This is a genomic window from Curtobacterium salicis, assembly GCF_011759505.1.
In the GTDB taxonomy this organism is placed as follows: Bacteria; Actinomycetota; Actinomycetes; order Actinomycetales; family Microbacteriaceae; genus Curtobacterium; species Curtobacterium salicis.
In genome coordinates, this window is sequence record NZ_JAAOYO010000007.1 from 1 (window position 1) to 2,282 (window position 2,282).

2 rRNA genes (1 of these 2 running past the window's edge) are annotated in these 2,282 nt (G+C 56.0%); both read left to right on the forward strand.

Features of this window, described 5'->3' with window-relative positions:
• Positions 1 to 187: 187 nt before the first annotated feature.
• Positions 188 to 1,709 (forward strand): 16S ribosomal RNA (locus E9228_RS16720).
• Positions 1,710 to 2,194: 485 nt separating this feature from the next.
• Positions 2,195 to 2,282 (forward strand): 23S ribosomal RNA (locus tag E9228_RS16725); it runs 3,230 nt beyond the window's last position.
• The 16S and 23S rRNA genes sit together here, the layout of an rRNA operon.

Consider the following 2,282-nt stretch of genomic DNA (forward strand, 5'->3'; position numbering starts at 1 on the left):
GTGGGGAGTGCGTCTGGTCCTTGAGAACTCAACAGCGTGCACATTGTCAATGCCAATTTTATTGACCTCGTGCCCGGTCGGCTTTGGCTGGTCGGGTCATGAAGCAATTCCTTTTGGATTGAAGATTGTCAGTAGACAGTCAACAGTCAAGATCAACTCGCTGACACTTCGGTGTTGGTTGTAATTTTTTACGGAGAGTTTGATCCTGGCTCAGGACGAACGCTGGCGGCGTGCTTAACACATGCAAGTCGAACGATGATGCCCAGCTTGCTGGGTTGATTAGTGGCGAACGGGTGAGTAACACGTGAGTAACCTGCCCCTGACTCTGGGATAAGCGTTGGAAACGACGTCTAATACTGGATATGATCACTGGTCGCATGGCCTGGTGGTGGAAAGATTTTTTGGTTGGGGATGGACTCGCGGCCTATCAGCTTGTTGGTGAGGTAATGGCTCACCAAGGCGACGACGGGTAGCCGGCCTGAGAGGGTGACCGGCCACACTGGGACTGAGACACGGCCCAGACTCCTACGGGAGGCAGCAGTGGGGAATATTGCACAATGGGCGAAAGCCTGATGCAGCAACGCCGCGTGAGGGATGACGGCCTTCGGGTTGTAAACCTCTTTTAGTAGGGAAGAAGCGAAAGTGACGGTACCTGCAGAAAAAGCACCGGCTAACTACGTGCCAGCAGCCGCGGTAATACGTAGGGTGCAAGCGTTGTCCGGAATTATTGGGCGTAAAGAGCTCGTAGGCGGTTTGTCGCGTCTGCTGTGAAATCCCGAGGCTCAACCTCGGGCTTGCAGTGGGTACGGGCAGACTAGAGTGCGGTAGGGGAGATTGGAATTCCTGGTGTAGCGGTGGAATGCGCAGATATCAGGAGGAACACCGATGGCGAAGGCAGATCTCTGGGCCGTAACTGACGCTGAGGAGCGAAAGCATGGGGAGCGAACAGGATTAGATACCCTGGTAGTCCATGCCGTAAACGTTGGGCGCTAGATGTAGGGACCTTTCCACGGTTTCTGTGTCGTAGCTAACGCATTAAGCGCCCCGCCTGGGGAGTACGGCCGCAAGGCTAAAACTCAAAGGAATTGACGGGGGCCCGCACAAGCGGCGGAGCATGCGGATTAATTCGATGCAACGCGAAGAACCTTACCAAGGCTTGACATACACCGGAAACGGCCAGAGATGGTCGCCCCCTTGTGGTCGGTGTACAGGTGGTGCATGGTTGTCGTCAGCTCGTGTCGTGAGATGTTGGGTTAAGTCCCGCAACGAGCGCAACCCTCGTTCTATGTTGCCAGCGGGTTATGCCGGGGACTCATAGGAGACTGCCGGGGTCAACTCGGAGGAAGGTGGGGATGACGTCAAATCATCATGCCCCTTATGTCTTGGGCTTCACGCATGCTACAATGGCCGGTACAAAGGGCTGCGATACCGTAAGGTGGAGCGAATCCCAAAAAGCCGGTCTCAGTTCGGATTGAGGTCTGCAACTCGACCTCATGAAGTCGGAGTCGCTAGTAATCGCAGATCAGCAACGCTGCGGTGAATACGTTCCCGGGCCTTGTACACACCGCCCGTCAAGTCATGAAAGTCGGTAACACCCGAAGCCGGTGGCCTAACCCTTGTGGAAGGAGCCGTCGAAGGTGGGATCGGTGATTAGGACTAAGTCGTAACAAGGTAGCCGTACCGGAAGGTGCGGCTGGATCACCTCCTTTCTAAGGAGCATCTGGTCAGTGCTGGTCACCGTTGTGGTGGTCAGTGGCTGGTCCAGGCGCCCGATTCGGACCGAACGTGTCCGACGGGTAGCTCATGGGTGGAACATTGACAGTGCAGTTGGGAGTGATGCTTCCGACCTCAGTACGCTCTGCTTGCAGGGTTGGGACGGGTCGGGGTGGAGCGTTCAGCTGGTGCACGTTGTTGGGTCCTGAGGGACCAGGCTTCCTACCGGGTGTGGGTTGCATCGGTGCCGGGAACGGTGGTGGTGTGATCTGGACTGTTGGTGGGGGTTGGGCCTACGGGTCCTTCGTTGGGCCGCATGATGTCAGACCGTTTGGTCTGGGGGAGTGTGGTGCCGATCGTATGTTGAGAACTACACAGTGGACGCGAGCATCTTTAGATTCGCGTTATCCGAGACCGGTGGGTCGCCCTTGTGGTGGTCTGGTGTGTTTTGGAGGCGTTGGATCGCAATTTTAATCTTTGTGGTCAAGTTTCTAAGAGCAAACGGTGGATGCCTTGGCATCTGGAGCCGAAGAAGGACGTAGAAATCTGCGATAAGCCTCGGGGAGCTG